At 41.4% G+C, this 19,647-nt stretch carries 16 protein-coding genes and 1 pseudogene; 13 read left to right on the top strand and 4 right to left on the bottom strand.

Going from position 1 to position 19,647, the window contains the following annotated elements; all coding sequences use genetic code 11:
- The first annotated feature begins 2 nt into the window (after positions 1 to 2).
- From DDR33_RS15835 to DDR33_RS15805, 5 genes are all read left to right on the top strand, one after another.
- Entirely contained in the window at positions 3 to 1,085 is a 1,083-nt protein-coding gene (locus DDR33_RS15835; RefSeq protein WP_109416787.1) for a YbjQ family protein, read from the top strand.
- Between the two features lie 814 nt (positions 1,086 to 1,899).
- Positions 1,900 to 2,301, top strand: coding sequence for a hypothetical protein (locus tag DDR33_RS15820; protein ID WP_109416785.1), 402 nt, complete (start codon positions 1,900 to 1,902; stop codon positions 2,299 to 2,301).
- Between the two features lie 310 nt (positions 2,302 to 2,611).
- A complete protein-coding gene (locus DDR33_RS15815) occupies positions 2,612 to 2,908 on the top strand; it encodes a hypothetical protein (RefSeq protein WP_109416784.1) in 297 nt (98 codons plus the stop codon).
- A 231-nt stretch (positions 2,909 to 3,139) separates the two neighbouring features.
- Entirely contained in the window at positions 3,140 to 3,964 is an 825-nt protein-coding gene (locus DDR33_RS15810) for an oxidoreductase (RefSeq protein ID WP_109416783.1), read from the top strand.
- Positions 3,965 to 4,045: 81 nt separating this feature from the next.
- On the top strand, positions 4,046 to 4,936 hold the full coding sequence (locus tag DDR33_RS15805) for a helix-turn-helix domain-containing protein (protein ID WP_109416782.1): 891 nt from the start codon (positions 4,046 to 4,048) through the stop codon (positions 4,934 to 4,936).
- 51 nt (positions 4,937 to 4,987) lie between these two features.
- Here the strand turns inward: DDR33_RS15805 and DDR33_RS26885 are convergent.
- The 3 genes and pseudogenes from DDR33_RS26885 to DDR33_RS15785 form a co-directional block, all read right to left on the bottom strand.
- Positions 4,988 to 5,110 (bottom strand): annotated as a pseudogene (locus tag DDR33_RS26885) (PD-(D/E)XK nuclease family transposase); the annotation flags it as partial.
- A 508-nt stretch (positions 5,111 to 5,618) separates the two neighbouring features.
- On the bottom strand, positions 5,619 to 6,284 hold the full coding sequence (locus tag DDR33_RS15790) for a response regulator (protein WP_109416779.1): 666 nt from the start codon (positions 6,282 to 6,284) through the stop codon (positions 5,619 to 5,621).
- 10 nt (positions 6,285 to 6,294) lie between these two features.
- Positions 6,295 to 7,845 carry a tetratricopeptide repeat-containing sensor histidine kinase gene (locus DDR33_RS15785; RefSeq protein WP_238387825.1) on the bottom strand — a complete coding sequence of 517 codons (1,551 nt, stop codon included), beginning with the start codon at positions 7,843 to 7,845 and terminating at the stop codon, positions 6,295 to 6,297.
- Between the two features lie 698 nt (positions 7,846 to 8,543).
- Between DDR33_RS15785 and DDR33_RS15780 the strand changes: the two genes are divergently transcribed.
- From DDR33_RS15780 to DDR33_RS15755, 6 genes are all read left to right on the top strand, one after another.
- On the top strand, positions 8,544 to 9,455 hold the full coding sequence (locus DDR33_RS15780) for a hypothetical protein (RefSeq protein WP_109416778.1): 912 nt from the start codon (positions 8,544 to 8,546) through the stop codon (positions 9,453 to 9,455).
- Between the two features lie 541 nt (positions 9,456 to 9,996).
- Positions 9,997 to 10,278: a DUF3892 domain-containing protein gene (locus DDR33_RS15775; protein ID WP_109416777.1), complete on the top strand. Its 282-nt coding sequence runs from the start codon at positions 9,997 to 9,999 to the stop codon at positions 10,276 to 10,278.
- Positions 10,279 to 10,753: 475 nt separating this feature from the next.
- A complete protein-coding gene (locus DDR33_RS15770) occupies positions 10,754 to 11,143 on the top strand; it encodes an XRE family transcriptional regulator (protein WP_109416776.1) in 390 nt (129 codons plus the stop codon).
- A 195-nt stretch (positions 11,144 to 11,338) separates the two neighbouring features.
- Positions 11,339 to 12,661, top strand: coding sequence for an ATP-binding protein (locus DDR33_RS15765; RefSeq protein ID WP_109416775.1), 1,323 nt, complete (start codon positions 11,339 to 11,341; stop codon positions 12,659 to 12,661).
- Positions 12,662 to 13,130: 469 nt separating this feature from the next.
- Positions 13,131 to 13,751: a hypothetical protein gene (locus tag DDR33_RS15760; protein ID WP_146198786.1), complete on the top strand. Its 621-nt coding sequence runs from the start codon at positions 13,131 to 13,133 to the stop codon at positions 13,749 to 13,751.
- Positions 13,752 to 14,482: 731 nt separating this feature from the next.
- Positions 14,483 to 14,920 carry a Fic family protein gene (locus DDR33_RS15755; RefSeq protein ID WP_162302650.1) on the top strand — a complete coding sequence of 146 codons (438 nt, stop codon included), beginning with the start codon at positions 14,483 to 14,485 and terminating at the stop codon, positions 14,918 to 14,920.
- 36 nt (positions 14,921 to 14,956) lie between these two features.
- Here the strand turns inward: DDR33_RS15755 and DDR33_RS25910 are convergent, their stop codons facing one another.
- Complete coding sequence (locus DDR33_RS25910) at positions 14,957 to 15,115, bottom strand: hypothetical protein (protein WP_158280768.1); 159 nt, start codon at positions 15,113 to 15,115, stop codon at positions 14,957 to 14,959.
- A gap of 814 nt (positions 15,116 to 15,929) precedes the next feature.
- Here DDR33_RS25910 and DDR33_RS15750 point away from each other — a divergent pair.
- Both DDR33_RS15750 and DDR33_RS15745 read left to right on the top strand, forming a co-directional pair.
- The gene (locus tag DDR33_RS15750; RefSeq protein ID WP_146198785.1) at positions 15,930 to 19,355 is read left to right on the top strand and encodes a DUF5977 domain-containing protein; all 3,426 of its coding nucleotides are present in this window, start codon (positions 15,930 to 15,932) and stop codon (positions 19,353 to 19,355) included.
- A 59-nt stretch (positions 19,356 to 19,414) separates the two neighbouring features.
- On the top strand, positions 19,415 to 19,647 hold a 233-nt coding region (locus DDR33_RS15745), incomplete at its 3' end, for a DUF6443 domain-containing protein (protein ID WP_146198784.1).

The following is a 19,647-nucleotide window of genomic DNA, read 5'->3' as shown; positions in this document are numbered from 1 at the left end:
GAATGAAAAAAATTATAACCACTACCACTGATTCTCTCGAAGGTTGGGAGATCAAGGAATATTTCCCGCCGGTAACGGCCAACGTTGTTGTCGGAACGAATTTTCTTAGCGACCTGTCCGCTTCTTTTACTGATTTCTTCGGGGGAAGGTCTAACTCATACGAAAAGAAGTTACAGCAGCTTTATACCCAGGCTATATCAATCATTGAAGGTAAAGCAAAGGCTTCTTCTGCAAATGCAATAGTCGGGTTGAAAATAGACGTCGACGAAATAAGTGGTAAAAATAGTCAGATGTTTATGATTACTGCGTATGGGACACCTGTAAATGCAACCAGGATAAAACCAGAAGTTCCTCAACGTGAAAGTCAGAACGAAAAGATGATTGATGGTGCATACATCAGCCAGAAGGTAATTGCAAAGCGCATTATCGACTCTGTTTCCGAAAGCAAGCGAGTTGGAGCAAACGAGGCCGCTTTTATTGCGGAAAACCCTTTTCCGGAATTTTGTAATACAGCTCTTCGAATCTTAAAGATGAGGTCGGAGGCGGGAGCTGGTGGTGAGAACGACCTGGTAAAAACGATAAGAGAGAAACTTGGCATATACTTTTCATCAATAGACCCGTCCCTGTCTTTTCCTGTCCTTTATGGCGCACTACTCAATGCTGAGACTTCTAATCATGTACGCGTGGCAGTCCAGCGAATCTTAACAAACTACTTATTAATAGATTATAGCGAAATAATTAAGTTGTTGGAATCGACACAGGACGCAGTAAAAAGAATCGGTCTCAGTTTAATATTTTTAGACAAGCCATACTATGAACACAGCGATATTGAAAAACTAAAGATCATTGAACAGATTATTCCGAAGTCCTTTACACCGTTGAGCCCAATTGTCAGAAAGAAAGGTTTTCTGAGCGGAGAGAAGGAGGTTTGGGAATGTAGTTGTGGGCAGACTAACGTTGTTGCTGACGGAGCTTATTGTCAAAAATGCGGAAATGATATTTACGGTTTTAAAGAGAAAGACATGAAACCAGATGATGCCGTAAGGTTAGTTAGAGACAGGTTAACGTTTTTAGAATTTGTTTAACCGCAGGTGAGGTGCGTTGTTTTTGTAAGCTCGATTAAAGGATGAAACCGTCTGGCTGTCGCAAGCACAACTTTACGAACTATTTCAAAGTCAAAAGCAACTGTAAGCGGACTAAATATTTTCGAGGAGGGAGAAGCAGGTAACGGCGCAATTGTTCGGAATTTCCGAACAGCTACTTCGGACGATAAGTCTTATGACACTGATCCGGCTGTTAACCTACTGGCCGGATCAACTTTTGAATTCTCGATCGACATTCTTACACAAGATTGCCTCGAAATATTTAGCTTAGGATTAGAATTTCAATATAAAAAGGAAAAATGAAGCTTATATCGAGTTTTAATAAGAGACTGGGATTGTTGATGTATTGGATGGGAAATGTGGTTCTGGGGTGCGTCGGTTACGCAATGTCTGACGGTCCTGTCATCATACTAATTTCTGTATTGATGATTTTTGTTATGCATACATTACAATGGCTCTTGTTATCTTTTATCACGGTTGATTCAAATTGCTTTGCAATCGAAAGCATATTCAGGCGAAGAGAAGATACGATATCGGCGAACTTAGAGAGGTAAAGAGCCTTGATTTTATAGGGCTATTTAAGATTGGCTTCAAGAATGGAAACACATTTTACTTCTTTGGCCAATCCTTAAAGAGGATAAAAAGATAATGAAGCATCAAGTTGTTGATCAATTGGAAGGGTAATCCGAACCGTGTCATTGACACAAGGTGAATATATTGCCGAATCAATAACGCTATTTATTCTGAAGCTATGGCCAAGGTAGAAAATTAAGATGTCCTAATAAAATATACAGAAATGATGAAGAATAATTTTGAAAAATTAGGACTAAGCGGATTTAGGTATATGCAGATCGTATGTTTTTTAGGTACTTTGCTTATGCTCTTAGCCAATTACTTAATTGGAGCATCTTTGGGGTTTTGGGCTATTTTCGCTGGGGGGCTCTTCATTGTGAACTGGATCTGGAATCTGTTTAGTGATGTAAAGTGGGATAAAGAGGGCTTTATTATTGAGAAGTTTCTAAGAAAAAAGGAAATTCCCTCAAATGAATTTGTCCGGATTGATAGATTCTTTTTGAATGTCTATACTCTTCGTTTCAAGAACGATAAATACTTATACCTAGCTGGTCTGGATTCTATTTTTTCTGATGACTATGCTGATAAATTAACACTCAGTATTAAAGAACGGATTACGAACTAAATCAGCGTGGACAAGGATTGACTGCAGGTAACAACTATACATTGGCGCCCTCAGTATTGGTTCCTGAAGTTGGACATACAATTAGAGGAGTTAATGGTATTGTTTCAAGAAATACCTCTGCGACTGCTAATACTAGAGAACTTTTAGCACGGGATATTTTTGAGTTAAGGCGTGTTTATAGTTCACAAGGAATACCGAATAGTTCTTTGCAAGAATTAATTCAAACGAATAAAGCAATGTACCCCGGTGCATTTATAAAATAACATACATGGAAGCAATAGATTTTGTTACGGCATAAAAAAAGAGAGTAGTGGAAAATGACTTTTTAGTTTATGAAGGTTTACTTAGAACTTCTGAGGAAGTTAGAGACCCGCTATGGAAAGAGATATTGCCACTTTACAGGAGTATGAATAGGGAGCAAGATGTAGCCTTTTTACAGTTTTTACGTGTAATTCAAGTAAATACCGTTTCGCATATTTTAGGAATATTAGATGGTGTTACTTATCTAAATGAAGACAGGGAGACTTTTGCACTTATAGCAGAACATGCCGGACGTAAGATTAATGGGGATTTGCAAGACATTTTTTTGGGGATGGAAGAAGTATAGCAAAGAGGTATCGCGCTTGACCTTATTAGGCAAGATTTTGAATTCTATAGGTATCAATTTTGGGGCCGAAATAGAACTTCCTGATTCAAAGGAACAGATATCTATGGCACAAAGATTCAGGCGGATAATTAAGCCACTACGTAATTCTGTGCTATTCTTCCAGACAAACGGGTTATTTATCCATCAGAAATAGCCCCAACTTTGACCTATCAAAACAAAAGTATTTCAATTATGAGCAAGACAATTTTCATCACAGGCGCATCAAGAGGATTTGGTAAACTTTGGGCTGAAGCCTTCTTAAAACGTGGCGATAAAGTAGCCGCCACTGCACGTAACCTGTCGGCGCTTGACGACCTGGTTGCTAAGTATGGCGACAATATCTTACCTGTACAATTAGACGTTACCAACCGCGAAGCCGTTGTAAAAGCGGTTAACGAAGTAGCTGAGCATTTCGGCCGCATTGACATTTTAATTAATAATGCCGGTTATGGGCTCTTCGGCACCGTTGAAGAAACCAGTGAAGAACAGGCCAGGGCACAAATGGAAACTAACTTTTTCGGCTTATTATGGGTAACGCAAGCTGTACTGCCAGTAATGCGCAAACAAAAAAGCGGGCATATTATACAGGTATCAAGCTTTTTAGGACTAACCACATTGCCGATGCTCGGCTTGTATAACGCTTCTAAATTTGCCGTGGAAGGTTTGAGTGAAACGATTGCCAGTGAAGTGGCGCACCTGGGTATCAAATTTACGCTGATCGAGCCAAACGGCTTTGCTACGGAGTGGGCTGGTAATTCTGCTATTCAAACTACGGCAGACATTTCAGATTACGCACCTGTACGTGCTGCATTTGCCGAAAGTGGTGACAACCCGGATACATGGGGTAAGCCGGAGGCTACAGTGCCAGCTATCCTAAAAATTACTGACAGTGCAAATCCACCGTTAAGACTGTTGCTAGGTAAAATCGCCTACCAGGGGATTGAAAATGAGTATACCAAAAGGTTAGCTGAGATTAAAGAATGGAAAGAGGTGAGCATCGCTGCACATGGCCATTAACATCAAAAATAAACCGGATATTGCAGTGCAAAGCAATATTCGGTTTATTTGTAATAATAACGCCTTCCATCAAATGACAACATGAAACACTACAGCACACTTGCAGACCTGCATAAAGGTAATGGCTGGGCGCCGCCTGAACACCCGCTTTTCAGCGTATTAGGCTGTCAGAGCGACTGCCCGCTCGGCGACCGGGAGTTTACCTCTGACTGCTATATGATCGGCCTTAAAAAAGTAAAATCAGGCGTAATACTTTATGGCCGTACAGAGTATGATCATTCCAACGGATCAATGATGTTTGTCAAACCCCGGCAGATCATCGAGATGAAGAACCTGGAGCTTGAAGAAAAGGGTTTTATGCTGCTGATACATGAAGATTTCCTGAACGGTCATGGACTGCACCAGGCCATGCAAAAATACGGGTACTTTGATTACGAGGTCAATGAAGCACTGCATCTGTCGCCTAAAGAAGAATCAGTGATGTGGGAATTACACGACAAGATCAAGTCGGAATATGAAAATAATCCGGATGAGTACAGTCGTGACATCATACTCGGTCATGTAGCATCCGTGCTGATGTATGCGCAGCGTTATTACAAGCGACAGTTTATTAACCGCACAGAGATGTCCGGAAAAATTGCTACCCGGTTCAATGAAGCCCTTCATGATTATTACCAGAAAGGATTGCTGCAAAGCCATGGACTGCCATCCGTTAGTCAACTGGCAGACAGTCTGTTCGTTTCCCCGCGATACCTGAGCGATTTGCTGAAACAGGAAACCGGCAAAACAGCGATGGACCTGATTCATATCTCGTTGATAAGCGAGGCCAAGAACCTTTTGCGCGAAGGGCAGCAGGGCATCGCGGAGATTGCTTACCAGCTTGGGTTTGAAAATAGTTCTTACTTCACCCGGCTGTTTAAAAAGCAAACCGGCATGAAACCACTTGAATTTAAAAAATTACATATGAACTGACCTGCAGAAGTGATATCAGCTACGATAGATATCCCGGTTCTGCCTCTGAAAACCTTTGGGCGCTTGCGCTACAATCAGTTTGGAGGTATAAAACAATGCCCTTTCTCTGAAATGTTTCTGCTTGCTTAGCTGCACTTCGATCAGGAAGCGCTCTCCGGCATCGCCGGTACATAAGTTAAATGCTATTTTTCGTAGCCGCAAAGCGTGCGGCCCCTTCGGGTTGCCTGGTCCAGCGTAATCTTAATGATCTTTTGCTGGCAGTTTTGGAGTCCTTTACAGTTTTGCCGTAAGTGATACTTTTTAGCGCCTGAACTATCACAGATATAAACAGTATCCGTAGATATAGTAGTAATACACAAGTTATTGCAGGTTAGCAAAAACAGCAGTAAGAGCGTCTTCATTTTAAAATTGTGAAATGGTGTAGTTTAGAAAATTGATTAAAAATAATAATAGTAACATAAAATGCAATCTCTTACTGCTGAATTGCTTAGAGTTTTTACTTCCGGTTAGACTCCAGTGGCAGCTTACGGCAGTTCTCATTGTGAACCTCATGGTCTCCATTAGACTGAGCGTTCTTGTTCGCATAATACTTCATATGACTTAATTAAAATTTAACTATGTCAAAGTTAGGCGGAGAAAAAACTGCAATTTTCCGGAAAACCGGAAACCTGAAGAAAAGTAGTCAGATGATCAGGTGATCTTTACAGTAAGCAATCAGCTGTTCATTCTTGGTGAAACCCAAAGCATCCCGGATCTGGCACAGCCGCTTCTCCACGCTGCTTAAGCTGGACGCTTTGAAGCCTTGTTTCTCCAGTACAAAAGGAATATTCTTCTGGTAAGTACCCTGCGCCAGTTCAGAAATAATGATAACATCATATTTTGTAAAATCATGCGCATTCTTTGCCCTGACTGCCTGTTGAAACTCCCGCGGGATATAAGTCTTGTGTTTAGCGATCTGGGTAAGCGCCTGCCTCATTTCCTCCTCATCACGCGGGCCTTTAGGCACATACCCGTTGATCCCGAACCGGTCATAAAGGCTTCTGGCAACAGCAGGCTGATCTTCCGCCGAAAACACCAGTATTTTTAACTCTGGCAGAAGGCTTCTGACTGCGCCGATCAGTTCGGCACCGTTGTGCAGCTTTTGATCCGGGCGGTCTTCCCGGAAAGAGAGATCGGTGATCAGCAGATCAAAAGGAGTGCCCTCACGAATAGCGATCTGCAGCAGCCTGAAAGCATCGTCGCAATAATGAGCTTGCCGGATCTCTGCGGTGCCCAGGTCTTTTAAAGTTTGCTTAACCCAGCTATTGACACTATGGTGGTCTTCGGCGATTAAAACACGTTCAAACATAATAATCTGTTTATGCGAAGGGAAAGGAGATGTCGATCCTAAGGCCTTTTCCTTCGTTGCTGCCAAAAATAATCCGGCCACGGATGGTTTTTATACGGGTTCCCGTATTTGTTAATCCATTCTGATGGACAATCCCCGGCTGAATGCCAATCCCATCGTCCATATAGGTAATCTGGCATGTATCTCCTTTATCCTCAAATTTAACAACCACGTTTGCGGCCCGGCTATGCTTTTGCATATTGACCATCAGTTCCTGCAGGATGAGTTTCAGTTCGAGTTTTGCTTCGCTACTGACCTTTTGCCACAAATCCGGGTCGTTCCCCACCAGCATTACTTTTGTGCTCTCTGTGCTAAAGGATTTTATTAACTCGCCAATTCTTTCCGGAAAAGACTCATCCGTATCGGTCAATATTTCGTATGAGATGTTCCTTGATCTCCTGTAAACAAGCTCTGTTTGATTCAACATCCAGCCCCTGTCTAATTCCGGATCATGTTTGATCCTTTTCATAAGCAGATAGATGTCATTAGAAAGAGAATCATGCACGTCTTTAGACGCCTTGCGCCGGGTTTCCAGGATGGCCTCCTGCTTTTCATGTTCTTTGCGCCTTTTCCATTTGCGGTATTGCAAGTAGCCAGCAATTATTAAGATGATCACCACGGCAACACCTGTCGCCAGCAACCCATTCCGGATGACTAACTGATATTTTTTCTCTGCGTTATCCTTTTGCAGCCGCAGGTTCTCTGTTTTATTTCTCTCCACATCATAGCGGATCAGGGCGAACTGATTTCCTGCAGCTCTCCGAGCACTTACCAGGCTATCATTCAATTGCTGATATCTCCCGAAATAAGCTTTAGCTGCCTTCGGTGCGCTCAGCCGGACCAGGAACCCCAGTGCCTCCAGTTCATCATCCGGACTATTAATTTGCCTGGCAACCCGGTGCATGGCATTTGCATAAAACAACGCTGAATCGGGACGGGATTTCGAATAATAATCCGCAAGGTGTGTAAAGCTGGAGTTCAGGCCCCACAGGTCCTTTTCATCTTCACGAATTTTCAAGGCTCTCAATAGCTCTGCTACCGGATTGTAATCCGGATGATACCGCCATCTGCTAGTCGCCATATTCGTTAATATCCGGGCATACGTTTTTTTTCGCGCCGTCTGAGGCAAGATCTTCGAATATATTTTTATAGCTTCCGGGTAGTTGCCCATCTTCTGATACGCAAAAGCCTTGTTATTATAGATAGACAGCCGGAATTTATGATCATTGGAAAACCTGAGCGCCTGATCAAAGTAGCCTGGTGCAACATCATAGTGCTGTAATTTTATGCTCGCAACCCCCAGTTCATTATAATCAGAAGCCAGGCATTTATGATGCTTTTCATTCCGGTGATCTAAGAAGCGAAGCGACATAGACAGGCTTTCCTGGGCACCGAAATAATCACCTGCATCAGATTGAACGACTGCCATCTCGTTATAAGCTATCGCTGTCTGAAGACTGTCCTTCGAAGCCGTGACTACTTTGTTTAGATAGTAAAATGCAGAATCATTTTGCTTGTCCAAAAAAGACTCCGCTTTTTGAAGATCAGGAGAAATAATGACAGGAGGAGAAGGTGTATCCTCCCGGCGGCATGCTAAAAAGCCGGTGGTTAGCAATAGAAAGAGTGACAGGCGGTAATACACGGTTTTTTAGGCAAAATAGTAAAAAAAAACAGGACGGAGATTTTTCCGTCCTGTTTTTCATAACACCGTCAGCTTAACGATTGCCTGTAAAATGAGGGGGTATATGTTCTGTATCACCGCCCGAGTCTTTATCCCGGTTGCTATTTGTAGTTGCTACAGTTTCTTTCTTATGACATTTGCCAGAATTGTTCATTTGCGCAGGGCATGAGAATGCCAGGAAGAGCGCTAAAAAAAGCTCATACATGTTTCAAAAAATTTAAGAGTTAATGAATCCGGCAGCGGGTTCCCGGGGACTATCCCCGGGGAATTGCTGCCAACCGCATAAGAGGCGCCTCTTACATTTTTGGGAAGTGTGAGCGTGGATTGCGGGAGTTGTTAACCGCTTCCCAGGCCGGTGAAAAACCGCCGCGATCTTTGCTCTTCAGAAACCGTTCGAATCGATTTCTGAAGCAAATGTATGGCGGTAAAAACGGCTTCACAGCAGACGATTCCGGTAATTCCACTATTTCCGGCGGGAATTCCGGTTCTTCCGGCAGAGTCCGAAAAAACACTTAGATTTAACCTTAAATTTTTCCGGGATGTACGAAAAAGAGTATAGAAAGCTCGTAGTAGATGCCTTTGAACAAAAGCTGGCAGAAGGCTCTTTACCGCCAGAACTGATCGCGCCGACTCGTAAAAGCTTGCGGGACCACTGCATCAAAGTGTGCACAGAGCGGTACGACAAAAAGGATGAGCCGATGCTGAGGGCTTTTTTTGGTGGAAAAGAAAACGCCTTCGCCTACCGGATCGCTATTCAGAACACCAAAGCCGAAAAGTTCCGGACGTTGCATAACTTCCTTAAAGACCGGTCGAAGGAGACGTCTTTCCCGAATATTAGTATGCTGGCCTGGATGATCAATTTTGAACCCCGGCCATTTCGGTGCGATTTAGAAGCACCTGGCACACGATCTCCAGGTCACGAGCGCCAATCGGAATCCGTTTCTGAACCTCAATCAGAACTTCCTGAGACGCCGCCATTGCCACCGCCGCCTGATAGCGGAAATCCTGGTGACGGAGATCCTTCAGGCGGCAAACCAGGAGGTGATTCGCCTTCAGGCGGTTTCAGGATAAAAAAAATTCTGGGTTATGTCAGTGCGGTCCTGCTGGCCGGCTCTTTAATTACCTATGGTGTTATAGCCTATCGCAAGTATATTAAGAATGAAAATGGCGGATGCATGATCTGGACCGGCGAGAAATATAAGCGGGTGGTCTGTAGTTATAAGTCTGAAGATCCCAACATTTCTGCCAAACCACTCGACACTGCTGTACTCAGATACTTTAAAAAGATTACGAAAGACGATACCCTGACAGCAAATTCCATTGGAAAAGTTTTTTGCGTAAAGATCAGGGGGCAATATGAATTTTATACAGACAGTGCAGAGCACCCTTTATATAACCAAATAAGGTTACGTCCCCTAACTCAATTCATTATGAACAATAACCGGAATTAGAGAGCTACTAATTGAAGTAGTAGACCTTACTTATTTATTAGAAACAATAGCTTTTGACCGAGGTCAAATTCTGTTACGAAACGCTTTTTGTTCAAGATGTAAGCTTGAGCTTAAAGGCTCGTTCATGCCTTCCACTTAGCGTCTCGCCCGAAATCCAAAACTTGCTGATTCTTTGGTTTTATACTAACGCGGCATAACCTTTTTAAGGCGGAAATATACTGGTATGGTTCCTCTACTTCTCCAGCTACGGCAACCCGTAAAAATGTACCTTCAACTCCCTATACCTTTGAATAATGCATAAGCAAGGGATATTATGGGAGATTGTTAGCTATAAGTTACAGGCAATCTCATTAGAAAAGGGGTAAAGAAAAGCTAACGGCTGATGTAATCATTATAACGTCGTATGACAGAAGTTATTAACATTTAGTTAAGGGGGGAAAACTAATGGAAGGATATTGCCTGTTTAAAATCAGAGAGGGCAATGCCTTTTTAAAGAGCCTGTGGATTCGCACAATGCGAAAAATAGAAAATTCTGATTATTATGGCTGAAAGAGTGCAAATATCGTGTATTAATAAGGATGATCGTTATAGTCCTTATGAAAGAATACAAAATATTGGCGGTGTGCATGGAGGCTCAAGATGGAGGTTATCTGTCTCAGAGGCGATCAAGTGCATTGAGCAATCAAAGTATTCGTTTTATACAAAGGTTAATGATCATGTTAGAAATGTCGTTATTGCTTCAAGAAATGGTGTCAAATACTTGAAAACTGAGGCTGATAGCGATACTCCTGACAATTTATTAAGTTTACCTGAATGTTCTTAAAGAGTGATGCCTGACTTTTGTCAGGTATTCTCCTTTCTCCACTTGGGTGTAAAGAACCTAATGACATTTGTAGATTATGTGGTGGTGGGGCCCTCGTGCAGAACGCGTGCGGACTGCTGGTGAGCTTGTTCGACACTCGGCCGACCCCTAGTCGGGACAGCTTCGGCAAAAAGGTGGAAAAATGCGGCTTTTGTGGTTAAACCGGGCGGAAGAGGGGGTACACTGCAAGCAGTCACCTTGCGACGCTTTCGATTTGGAAATTTGGCGGCGCCGCGGCGTCGGGAAAGCATTGCAGTAGCCTTGCTGATTAGAAGCCAGACAGCGGAATGCCAGGAGCCGGTCAGGGAGCCCTTATGTAGTTTGCATGGGGAAGATGGACATTTTACTTAAGCCGCGAAGCGGGTCGTATTTACTAAGTAGAAACAGGTAATAAAAACATTACTTTTGTAAGTATTATTCTTAAGAAAGGAGAGTAATGAAGAAGTACATGTTTATTGTAGAAAAGACAGGGACGGGGTTTTCTGCGTATGCAAAGGATGATAGTATTAATGTTGGAACGACAGGAAATACCATGACTGAATTAAAAGCGAATATTGTCGAGGCGTTCAACTTGTTAAATGAACATCTAAATCGAAAGCCCATTTCGGAGAGCAATATTTCAATTCAAGTTGATTTAAATCAGTTTTTCGAATACTATAGTGACTTGATTAAGGCGCAAGGTGTAGCAAAGAGAATAGGGATGAATCAGAGTCTATTGGCTCAATATATCAATGGTTCTAAACAAGCTTCGGAAAAGCAGACAGAGCGGATAATTAAAGGAGTTAAGGATGTTGCTAAGGAGATTTTAGAACTTGAATTAGCTTAGCCGCTAATACATCCTGAAAGAATATGGGAGAGTTTGACATTAGACTCTCCCTTTTTGTCTCCAGCATAGCAGCGCTGCCACTCCTAAAGAAAGTCCTATAACTGAAACAGATAAGCTAAAGAGCCAATTCTACCTACTGACGATAAATCTTTGCTGATAAATTGAGTACTTTTGTCAACCACCAGACGTTTAATAATGTCCGAACACCAGAATATAGAGTATAAACAATCATGGAGAGATGAATACCTGAAATGGATATGTGGATTCGCTAATGCACAGGGAGGCCGGATATATATCGGCATCGATGATCGCGGCGGCGTTACAGGAATCGATGAGTATAAAAAGTTGATGGATGATCTGCCCAATAAGATTGTTAACTATCTGGGGCTCGTCGTTGATGTAAATTTACATGAGAAAGAAGGGAAGCATTACATTGAAATTAATGTCCCGGCAAGTACTGTTCCTATTTCATATCATGGTGTGTATCATTACCGGAGTGGCAGCACCAAACAGGAGTTGAAAGGGACTGGTTTGCATGATTTCCTGTTAAAGAAAATCGGTCGCACATGGGACGACACAATAGTTGAAGGAGCAACCATAGGCGAAATAGATGAAAGTGCAGTAGCCTCATTCTTAAAGGCGTGTGTTAAAAGCGGACGTATTTATCAAAGTGCGGATAAGGATGATCTGCCTGCCTTCCTACAAAATTTAGATTTGATAACCGACGACGGTAAACTGCGGGCGGCAGCCATTCTGCTGTTTGGGAAAAGGCCGCAGCGGTACTTTATACACAGCTACTTCAAGATCGGCAAATTTGGTAATTCCGATGCCGATCTTAGATTTCAGGATATCGTAGAAGGGAACATTTTTGAGATGGCGGATAAAGTGGTCCGCTTGTTAAAAGAAAGATATTTAGTTTCCCCGGTCTCCTACGAGGGTATACAACGAATTGAAAAACTGGAATATCCTGAGCCAGCATTAAGAGAGGCTATATTGAATGCGATTGTACATAAGGACTATACCAGCACCACTATTCAGCTCAGCGTATACGATGACAAACTGATGTTATGGAACCCTGGCCAACTGCCTGTTGATATTCCCCTTGAAAGATTGACACAGAAGCATCCATCCCGTCCAAGAAACAAGCATATTGCAGAAGCATTTTTCCGTGCCGGTTATATTGAATCGTGGGGACGAGGTATCGAAGAGATCTTAACCGCCTTTAAAAAAGCAGATTTGCCAGAGCCGGTATTCGAAGAGTTGTGGGAAGGGGTGATGGTTACTTTTCTCAAGGATATTTATAATGAAGAATACCTGAAGAAAAAAGGCCTGACAACACGGCAAATTAAAGGATTAGTGCATATAAAGCAGTTTGGCAGAATTACTAACGGTGATTATCAAAGGATCAATGAGACGTCTGAGCGCACTGCTACAAGAGATTTGCAAGAGTTAGTAGAAATGAGGCTAATTATCAAAGCCGGATCAACAGGTAAAGGAACCTATTACTTTTTAAAGTAGAGCATTATAATCATTTAAAGACGCCATATACACGCCAAACACGCCACAAACGCGCCATTTAGGTGCCTAAGACGCCATCTTCAAATACATTCGTATTTAAGAATGCATAATCATTATACATCTAAGTGAGTTACGACAGCATGGACTTTTAAAACAGAAAGGAAACGGAAGAGGCGTTCTAATGATAGAGAACTTCTTAATCCGTAATCATAGCTCTCTGTAATAGTAGATCAGGGAATACACAAAAGGCGGTGGAATCCAGCAGCTTTCAAGACCGGATGGCTGGCGTCATGAAGAGGTCATTTTATTGCCCAGGTCGACTGATCCGTCGTTCCAGTCAATACACCTTCGTGACGAAGAGCTGCTGGACTTCAGAGTTGTTGGTATCTTTAAGAAGGTGTTATTCTCATCGTTCGCCTGTCCATCGGTAAAAAACCAACATTAGTACGTATTTTAGTTTATGATTATTATGAAAATACTGTTAGTATTACTCGGGCTGATCGTAGTCGCCTTAATTATCAAGTCCTTTGTTCCTTCCAATAAAAACACGAGCTATAATGCATCGCGTCCTAAGCGCTCTCCAATGCCACCTAAATCTGACAATGATAAAATTGTGATTGTAAGGGGAGCTCCCTATACCGACATTAAAAAGGCGGTGAAGCAGTTTTGTGATATATACAATAAGGACGATTATTCACTAATAGCCAGCCTAACAAAAATATCCGACAGAGACATTGTTATAACATTCCCATACGATCTTACATTTGACATGTTTTGTTTCTTCGTAAACTATATGTATTATCCCAATGGTATCAATTATAAGGCCGATATCAAGGCCTGGGCTACAACAAAACCCGGCGACGTTTGGATAGCTCCCAACCTGGCCGGTAAAAAAGTAATGCTATATATTCCGCCTGAAGATAAAGAATATGACAATGTCTATCTTGTTTCAAACGAGAATATTCATTACAAACTAGGTTTTGCAGTCGGAGAAGAAACACAACCACTATCCGGCTCCGGAGAAAAGTATATTGAGCAAACGGTACAAATTGAAGAAATAAAGAACAAAGCAGCTGAAATAATCCAGTAGAAATAAGAAATCACTGCATAGCCTGACATATTATTCTGAAGAATGATCTTTTATACTAACCCTTCGTTGTAGTAACCGCCGCTTAGCTGGCTATATTCATCCTGAATTTATAGAAGAACCTTCCGGCGGAGCAAGTGGAGGAGCAAATGGCGGAGTAAATTTTATTGCGGAATATCCAGGCAATAGAGTGCCCTTTTTTCTAGAGCGAACGAATGTTCCTTTAAGATCAATCGAAGATCGGTGCAAAAGCTAAGGGATGAAAAGAAGGTTGAATATCCCGGCGCTCCGAAGACCGGGGTATATTGGAGAATACAACTATATGGTGAGGCTGTTAAATCGATAATCTTCTGTCACAAATATTAGCAATATTTGTGACAAGATAAAAAGGTAAATCGTTGTCCAAAGTATAGAGAAACAAATAATTACTCTTGGTGCGTTAAGGTTATGAAGCTTAGTGAATGGACAGATGATCTTTTAGCCAAAGGAAGGATCGCGTTTAGGCACAGATACAAGTGTTTATGATTGAGCCGGAGTTTGATTAATTGTCCGTTTGCCAGATCCTTCTTTCCGCTACATCCGGTAATGCAGCTGCTATATAGTATAAAAATTCCTGATTGTTCTTAACTTGCACATTCGTAGTTATACCTAAATTGTTCAACCAGAATTATGAACGTGGTACGGGATTTCCAACTATCTATAAGGCTATGGAGAACAACGGGTCCCCAAAACCGGTGTTTGAAACCGACCAACAAAGTACTTATTTTCTGGCGACACTTCCGGCGCATCCAGCCTCTGTCAGCGCTGCGGTTAATAATTTAGTAGTACGCGAAGATAACGGGCAATATTTCAACCCGCTAGCTGCATTGATAGGATTTACTAACCAAGCTACTAACCAAGCTACTAACCAAGCAAGGGAGATACTTGAAAAATATGTCCATGCCCGTGTAGGAGAAATGCTGAATAATTTAGAGCATTATATGAGCAGAGCAGACTTGTTCAGGCAAATGGAGCTAAGCAATCAGAAATATAACAGGAAGAAATATTTAGATCCATTAATTGAAAGCGGATGGGTACAAATGGAATATCCGGATAAAAAGACAAATCCGAATCAACGCTATAAAATAACTCTTTCCGGAAGACGATTACTTCAGCTGATCAATTTACAGTAGGGTAGCTTTGAGTTATAAACAAATCCGGGCGAAGCTTCATCGTATTTTAAGCTTAACCCGTTTTAGCGTCAGCACTTTTCCCGGCAGCACATTGTCTACTGTAATGATATCTTTATTGTAGTCTCTTATGATAGCAGCAGTAAGCCTTCTTGCATTTTCGCTCTTCGAAAGAACGTCCTGAATCGTTTTGTTCATTGATGCTTTCATAATAACCTCCTATACAAAAATAGTAGAAGATATTGAAAGAGCTAATTGTTTGATCCTAATTAGAATTGTCACTTATCCCTAACCGGGTTTGGGGCAATACAGTATTTGGTATCGGGGTCTGGTCCGGGACAGGTATTGATGATTCCTTCTTTAAGCAAATCTTTAATAATGAATGAAGAAACGAAACGGCTTTTGCCCGAGAGATTATTTGTTAAATCGAAGAATGATTTGTTTGGTGCTTACTCGCATTATCGATCCAAAGTTTTTTCATGTATTATTAAAATATGGTGGACAAAACTTAGAACGAAGAAGCATAAATGACATAAATCAAATCACATGCGGCGGAAATGAAAAAGTTTTTTTTAATAAACTCCCTATTTGCGATAGTAGCTTGATTGTGAGCAAAACTATTTGGGCATTTCCACAATCAAGCTGCCCCCGGGCACCATTGACACAGTTTGTTTTCATTCCCTGGATTAAGGGACACAGGAACTGCCTCTGTGGTATCTCACAACAAGTTTCATCATGGGAATGCTGTTATTCATCACTACAATACCGCTGTTTATGTAATTTTTTTCGTAGATCATAAACTCGTTGGTATATTAGGACCAGGGGATAATGCAGCTACAATTACTACTACTACACTATATCATATGACAATCCTGATCGCTCTGGCCTATTTGCCGGCATTTCTCATTCTTCTAACATACAATTGGAAACCGGTTGCCTTGATTCGTGACTGGTAGTTGTGATTTGTAAGAACGAGGAAAGTACTGAACACCAATAAATAATAACAATCAAAATGAATAAAACTTTACTATTATCAATAATAACCTTATTGATCCTTCCTTTTTTTGGCAGAAGTCAGGAGCCTCTTCCTATGAGCTTGCCACAGGTCATGCCACCTTCTCCTCAGGCCCAGATGTATATGAGATACGGGGAAATACCTGTTGATCTGAGCACTGGGGTCCCGGGAATAAGTATCCCTATTTATACGCTGAAAGCGGGAAAGTTTGAGTTACCTATAAATATTTCCTATCATGCTTCAGGCAACAAAGTAAGTGATGTAGCGTCGCCGGTAGGACTAGGTTGGGTGTTAAATGCTGGTGGAGTAATTATTCAGAATATCGTCAGCGAGAGAGATTCATATCCCGTAAACTTCACTCCTTCTCAGGAAATTGTAAACGCCCTCGGAAGCCAGCCCGGGCCTGATTCTCGGTTCCTTCAATATGCTGAAAATGCCCGCTATACAAACCTGGGAGATGTATCGTCCGACAGGTATGTTTTTAATTTCAATGGCATGTCCGGGACTTTCCGGTACAATATACAAACTAAACAGATTGAGACCTTTCCCTATACGCCATTAAAGATTGAAAAGCTTGAATACGGAAAAATTTCGATCACTGACACGGATGGTGTAGTATGGATCTTTTTAGAGAAAGGAATCCAAACGGGAATGAATTCAGCTTCCGGAGGATCGGTCGAATATCATTTAACAGAAATTCTTTTACCTGGTACAAACAATAAAATTGAGTTTACTTATATTAATTCAAATGAGTATTCTACATATTCCTATTCTGAAAACGCGAGGTATGGAATGAATGAGAGATATGAACGCTGGTGGCGTCAATTTCCTCCCACTGACATTCCTATGGATCCTTCACCTTGGTATCTAATCAGTGAAACTACTTTTATAAACGCTCGATTTCTTTCCCCATCGCCTATTAGAACAGACTTTAAATCGCCGCTTTTAAAAAATATTAAATGGAAGGATCAGATAATTTCTTTTGAATATATGTCTGACCGACTCGATCCTATGAAAGAACGTCTTGTGCAGATAAAGGTTGCCGCAGCAAATGACGAAAAAAATATATTTTTTAAAAACGCTGAATACCTTGGAACGGATGCTAAGAACTATCGAATGCTCCTGACTGGTTTAGAAATTGGATCAGAAAAGTATAAATTTTCTTATAATCCTACAGCACTGCCAAAGTACCCTAACCATGACGAAGCTAATTTTAGCGATGATTTTTGGGGATATTACAACGGTGTGCATAGTTCTCATATTCCTTTTTTATGGACAAACGGGAGTGTCAACCCTTATGTACTTCCAGTGAGATCATACACCCCGTCACGAGAGCCAAATATTAACTATGGGAGAGCTGGGATTATAGAGTCGATAACTTACCCTACAGGAGGAAAAACGGTTTTTGAGTTTGAGCAGAATAGAGGAAAGAATGTTTATTTAGGTATATCGGAGAAAGTAGATTCCGTTAATTTTTTTGGTGGACTACGCGTCAAGACGATTACAAATTACCTGGGAAATACACTTGTCGGCTCTCGGTATTATGAATATGAAAATGGTTCTACTACAACATCTATAACACCTGATCACTTTATAAAAAAGAAGCAAGTGTTTAATGTCCCAACTATTTATGATCCTGAGGCTTTGTATAATAAAGATGATTTGAGGATTTATCAGAACGAGTTGGGTGCTTCTGCCATGAACGGATATCCGATAAGTGATTATGGAGGAGTTGGATTCTATCGAAAAGTAATTGAATATAATGGTTCAAAAACCGCAAATTCAGGAAAGACCGAATTCATTTTTTCCGCGGTAAGCCCGAGAGCAGCAGGAAGTATATCCCAAGTTGACATAGGTAATATTAAGCCTCGATTGGAAACAAAGAGTGAATACGTGTTCAGAAATAATCTTTTTCATTTAGTACGAAGGGTGGAAAATAATTATCAGAAAATTGAAATTCCAAGATTTGTGACGGGATTGATCGTTACGGAAGGAGATCTTACTACTGATCCTTACCCTATATTCTCAGAGGTTTTGCCTGCCAGCTCTTATTTAAATGCTCTTCGTATCATGGGATATGAATTTAATTCAAATTTCGAATTCGGGCAAATTCTTGCTGATAAAAGCTTTTATGTTCTCAAGCAGACCCATACTGAGAACTTCCTTGACAATGGAAATGTGAACGAGTATTTATCTTTCACATACGATCCTTCTTACAGGGTACTTTCACCTATAGAAACAAAATTCACAGATAGTGACGGAGCTCTTATAACGGAGGTATCTAAATACCCATTTAATTTTCCGTCCAATCCTGTTTGCAATCAAATGGTATTGAGGAATATGCTGTCACCGGTGGTTGAGAAAATAAAATCAAAGAACAATCAACCTGTCGACAAGATATTGACTGAATACCGGCTAGACAATTTCTCTATTGTAAAAGGAAAAATCTATTACGCAACAGGTAGTAATTCTTACCAACCACGCATTGAATTTAAAAGATATGACGAGGATGGAAATTTGCTACACGTAACAAAAGACAGCGTATTAAACATATCGTATCTTTGGAGTTATAAGGGCGAGTTTCCGGTAGCGGAAGTAAAGAATGCTACTTATTCACAAATAGAAAATATTCTGGGAGCCGGAGCAATTTCTTCCTTTAGAGCTTTAATGCCGGATAAACCTGCAATTGACAATTTCGTAAATCCCTTAAGGGCGGCCCTGCCTAATTCCCAAATTGTTTCTTATAGCTACAGTCCGTTAAAAGGTATCAGAAGCATTACCGATGCAAAAAAAATGAGCAGCGTTTTTGAATATGATAATCTTAACCGGCTCCTAAACATCAAAAACCACGGGGGTAATATATTAAAGAACTATTCTTACAACTATATGCCCCAGGAACCGGTCATCTATTACAATGTTTTAAAAACAGGAACTTTTACCAGGAATAACTGTCCGGCAGGGAAAGTAGGCGGCCAAATTTCATATAGTATTGCCGCAGGTACCTATTCCTCAACGCAAAGTCAGGAGGCAGCAGATCAAAAAGCAATTGAAGCTTTACAAACACAGGGGCAGGCGGCCGCAAACTTAAACGCGAAATGCACCATTCCCAATCCCAATCCCAATAATTTATTTTTCGTAATTGAGAATAATGCCGTTCAGTCAATGACTGGCTTTTTAAGGATAAATGGTGTAAATGTAGGTGCCCTGAGCATACCTAGTGGCCAATATCAAACTTTTTCTTTTCCACCCTCTTCGCCCAGTTCAACTTTTAGCTTACAGCTTAATTCTGGTGTAATACCTGATCAGTCAGAAATTTCCAGTATTTACGGAGTGTTTCCCGGAGCAGTTGTTCCGGTTAATACAATCCTCTTTGACGATGTTGACTTCTCATCTCCAGAAACATTTACAATCAGTCTTTACTAAATATGAAGAGGTTTAGTGATCCTGCGCTTTTACGTTGCAATTCAAATCCAAGTTATTGTATGAAGTTTGCTAGAAAGACAATCCCCGGCCTGGTACTTCTTCTCAGCCTGTCAGCCCTGCTGAAAGCCCAGAGCACAGACCAGAACTACATCCGTACCCGTACCCCTTTGATCAAGGTGACCGATGAGGCCACCCTGAACACCATCAGCAGCAACAAGGACCAGGTACAGACCACCATCCAGTATTTTGACGGCCTGGGCCGCCCCCTTCAGACCATCCAGCGGCAGGGCTC

Source organism: Pararcticibacter amylolyticus (assembly GCF_003130405.1).
Classification (GTDB): Bacteria; Bacteroidota; Bacteroidia; order Sphingobacteriales; family Sphingobacteriaceae; genus Arcticibacter; species Arcticibacter amylolyticus.
The sequence above is the reverse complement of the archived record's forward strand: the minus strand, read 5'-3'. Positions and strand labels throughout refer to the sequence as shown.